Annotated in this window: 4 protein-coding genes and 1 pseudogene; all 5 read right to left on the bottom strand. The window is 42.2% G+C overall.

The window, feature by feature from the left end; genetic code table 11:
- Positions 1-87: 87 nt before the first annotated feature.
- Positions 88-300 (bottom strand): transposase, encoded by a 213-nt coding sequence (locus QUA62_RS28930; protein WP_190661525.1) that lies wholly within the window; start codon positions 298-300, stop codon positions 88-90.
- 360 nt (positions 301-660) lie between these two features.
- The gene (locus QUA62_RS28925; RefSeq protein ID WP_333408241.1) at positions 661-1,158 is read right to left on the bottom strand and encodes a helix-turn-helix domain-containing protein; all 498 of its coding nucleotides are present in this window, start codon (positions 1,156-1,158) and stop codon (positions 661-663) included.
- A 352-nt stretch (positions 1,159-1,510) separates the two neighbouring features.
- Positions 1,511-2,032: a glycosyltransferase gene (locus QUA62_RS28920; RefSeq protein WP_333408240.1), complete on the bottom strand. Its 522-nt coding sequence runs from the start codon at positions 2,030-2,032 to the stop codon at positions 1,511-1,513.
- Positions 2,033-2,337: 305 nt separating this feature from the next.
- The gene (locus QUA62_RS28915) at positions 2,338-3,246 is read right to left on the bottom strand and encodes a transposase (protein ID WP_333408239.1); all 909 of its coding nucleotides are present in this window, start codon (positions 3,244-3,246) and stop codon (positions 2,338-2,340) included.
- A 129-nt stretch (positions 3,247-3,375) separates the two neighbouring features.
- Positions 3,376-3,786, bottom strand: a pseudogene (locus QUA62_RS28910) (transposase); the annotation flags it as partial.
- Between the last annotated feature and the right edge of the window lie 77 nt (positions 3,787-3,863).

Genomic DNA, 3,863 nt, shown 5'->3' with positions numbered 1-3,863 from the left:
TTGTTCTTTTACATACCCCCACAGTCTTTCTATTGGATTTACTTCCGGACTGTAGGCTGGCTGAAATAGCAAAATAATACCAATTTCCTAAAGTTCTGCTACAGATAAGGCATCTAAAATGAATTGCCATCCCGTCAAAGAAGCAATGACTTCATTCGTCAACTTGTTTAACTCTTTTTGCACCGCTGCTCTCAACTCCTCTATGTGTTCAAATCTCAACCATTTTAATTGTTCTTTTACATACCCCCACAGTCTTTCTATTGGATTTACTTCCGGACTGTAGGCTGGCTGAAATAGCAAAATAACATTCAGGCGGTCTGCTCAGATTTAAGGAGTTATGAAACCCTCCATTATCTACTTGTATGATATGTAAATCCAGAGGATACTTACTGGCAAATAGCTCCAAGAATTTCTCGAAGCACGTTGTATCCAGATGCGTAAACTCGTAAAAAAAACCCTCTCCTGTTAGTGGCTCCACTGCCCCGTACAGCCATAAATAAGTAAAATCCCATAGCACTTTGACTTGCGGTTTTATTCCGCTCCCTGTTAATTTTATTCTCCTAATTGTATGCAAGCCCATCCGGCTTTCATCTTCACTCCAATATCGCACTTTTTTCCACTGTTTGAAAAAGCTCTCACTCTGACTCAAGCTGCCTTTGATTAAGGATGAAAGTTTTTTTTAAATTCCTCTGGTGCTCCTGGTTTTTGCTTTTCACTTACTGGGCGCGGCACTTTTAATTTGCTTTTGAGCCGATATCTTGCCCACTGATGTACTGTTCGATATGCTAGTTTTACTTCACAGCAGCTTGTCAACCATTGATGTACTTCTTTATAGCTACTGAATCCTTCGGGTTGTTGCAATTCCTGTGATAATTTCTCTACGGTTTCTGGATTCATTATTCTCGGTCTTCCCGAACGGGGTTTCTGGATTAATAATTCTTCTATTCCCCCCGAGCGATAGCTAGACAGCCATCTTTGTATTCTGGTACGATGTTTACCTAACCGCACAGCAGCCGACAATACACTTTCTACCGTTTGAGTTTTGAGCCAATACAGAACTTGCAGTTTTTCATAGCGTTGAGCATCTTTTTCTTGACGCAGAAGAGCTTTCAATTCTGCTGCTGTTTCCCGAATTTCAATCTTGGCAACTCCTGACATTTTTCTTTCTTATGTTTGGGTACTAACTTACAACACAGACACCTACTAACTGTAGCACTACTTTAGGAAAATAGTATTACTTGTGCCTGTTCCGGTGGAAAGGAAAATGAGTTGGTCGCTCGATGGTTTATAGTTGGGGTGGGATCTGGTAGTTGCCCAGAAAATGTAACCCGTTAAAGGAGACTTGAGAACCTATGGAAGAAATGCGATCGCCCAGTCGAGTTTGATGCTATTAAGTTTGAAAAAAACATCTAAATCTAATGGCGATCGATCACCTCAACCATTGCCTTTACAAGACCTCCGATTTCCGTGGCTACCTTAATGACACCTGGCTCAATCGGCAAAAGGACTCTTAAGGCAGTTGACTGTACGCCCAAACCATATCTGGAGCATCATATACTTGACTTTCGGTGACTTGATTAAGCCGCGTTGAGTAGGCAATAGCCTGCATATGTTTTACGCGAGCTTGAAAAGTCTTCTCAAATGTGTGCTGTTGAGCAAACTTCAGCGACTTGAACGACATCGATTTAATTTCTTCCCGGTTGTGGCTGAGTTCTGCAATTTTCTTCGCCATCTGTTTAGGCTGATTCATTGGCACCACCCATCCTGCCTCCGACATTTCTACAATTCCCTGGAATGCTTCGTTAGCATATCCAACAATCGGCACGCCACCAGCCATAGTTTCTATGTAAGTACAAGAAGGATCGCCCTGTCGGTGACAGCAAACAAACAAATCAATATTGTTCTTCACAAAGGGGAAAAACTTTGTTTGAAAGTCAGGCACTCCGAGCATTTTCACGCAATCATTAAGTTGATTGGCAGCTATTTGCTGGTGCATCATCTCTTCTAATTCACCAATACCACTGATGAACATTTCAAATTTCACCTTCAGTTGTTTGAGCTCTCTAGCGACCTCAAGTAAATGATCGGCTCCTTATCATCTTAATTAGGCGACCTGAGAATACTAGCCGCAGAGGCATATCTTGAGAGCGGTTTTCTGTGCGTCGTTCAATGTCAGCTTCTGTTGCTAACATCTCCTCGCTAATCCGCGTGTCAAAGAAAAACAGTGGATTGCGATTGATATGCTTGTATTCTTGGTATTGGAGTTTAGACTAAGCACAAATTTACTCAGCCTTAGCTGAGTAGAAGTTATGGTGAATTTAGAGAGAGCTGATCAGGTTAACTAATCGATTTTGACCAGTTTTGGAACCTACCTTTACCCTTTTTGACCACAGGATAGCGGCATCTTGGAGTGCGAGGTTTTCCTGTTTGCCATCCGTCTGAATTTCCTCGCCGTTTCGGAGCAACAGCCGGACTTCCAATCCTGACTAAAAGTGGAAGCATTGATTGTACAACCCTTCCCGGCGTCAATTCAGGGAGAGACTTTTGCCAGGGCAAACGAATTTCTGTGACGACATGTTTAGCTAACCATAATTGCCATGTTAGCAATGGCATTAAATCACTCCATCGTTCGCATTGTTCAGGAGTGCTTAGCTTCGGCACAGTCCAATGCAAGGTTTGTTTAGCTAACCGATACCAATGCTCGATCGTAAAACGACGTAGATATAGTTGCCAAATTTCAGCCAGAGACGGCATTTGGATACCAACCCACACTAACCACAAAGGTTGACTGTTTAATCGACCCGTTACAGTTTCTAGACGTTCGACTAAAATCAGAGTCATTGGATGTTTGGGACTACCTCGAAAGTGCAAGTCATCCCATTTTCTTAACCGAATTTTTCCGAGTTTGGGTTCAACAGATTCGAGGGTTTGTTCTGGTTCCCACCAGCTTTGAGAGTCGTTGAGCTTAAACTGTTGACCGTGAATTTTGGGTCTGCCTTTACCACTATAGGCTGGGGGCGTTGACCATAAGCAACGATTGGAGCGAATACGCATTAGTTTATCAGCAGCGATTGCAGCGGTGGGTTTAACCAAAGGGGCGCACCCATATTCACTATCAAATAGAGCGATCGGTCTATGCTGAAGATATTGACATACTTGTGCCAATTGTTCAGCGCCTTTACCGATTGGGTTGTCCCAACTGGTAATACGTTCATGTCTTAACGGCAGTGCCCAACTGCCGCTCATCGAAGGTATCAGTGCGATCGTACTATATCCCTGACCGATGCCGACAGGTATACCGTGGGGTAAGGCTGTGGGTTGATGTTCATAGGTACGTTCTTTGAGGGTATAGTTATTTCAAATAAAGATGAGACACTAAGTTGCACAATAAGCGCGAATAATCTCATCAAGAGATGTGGCAGAATGCGAATACATTATAGCTCTCTTTAATGCACTAAAATCATGCTCAATATCATTTAAGTCAGGAGAGTATTTTGGTAAAAAAAGTATCTGATGGCCGGCTTCCTCCACCAGGAGTCTAATTGCTGTCTTACGATGAATCGGTGCATTATCCATGATTAATATTGATGGTATTGTTAAAGATGGCAATAAATATAAAGCTAACCACCCTTCAAAACTTTCTGCATTCAAGGTTCCTGTAAAGACCATAGGTGCAATCAAGTCCTTGTTTCCTTTTCTTCTTCCTGCTACTAAATTTTTTCTTTTTCCGCGTTTTCCTTGTCTATCCCCATATACTTTTTTTCCTTTTTTTGACCACGCATAAACAGTATCGGCTCAATAAGTAGGGGTAGCAGAAGAAAAAAGTAAGCAGAGTACACAAAGTGTCATAAAATAGGACATAT

Origin of the sequence: Microcoleus sp. MON1_C1, from assembly GCF_036701945.1 — a bacterium.
Lineage (GTDB): Bacteria > Cyanobacteriota > Cyanobacteriia > Cyanobacteriales > Microcoleaceae > Microcoleus.
This window is presented reverse-complemented; position numbering and strand designations above follow the sequence as displayed.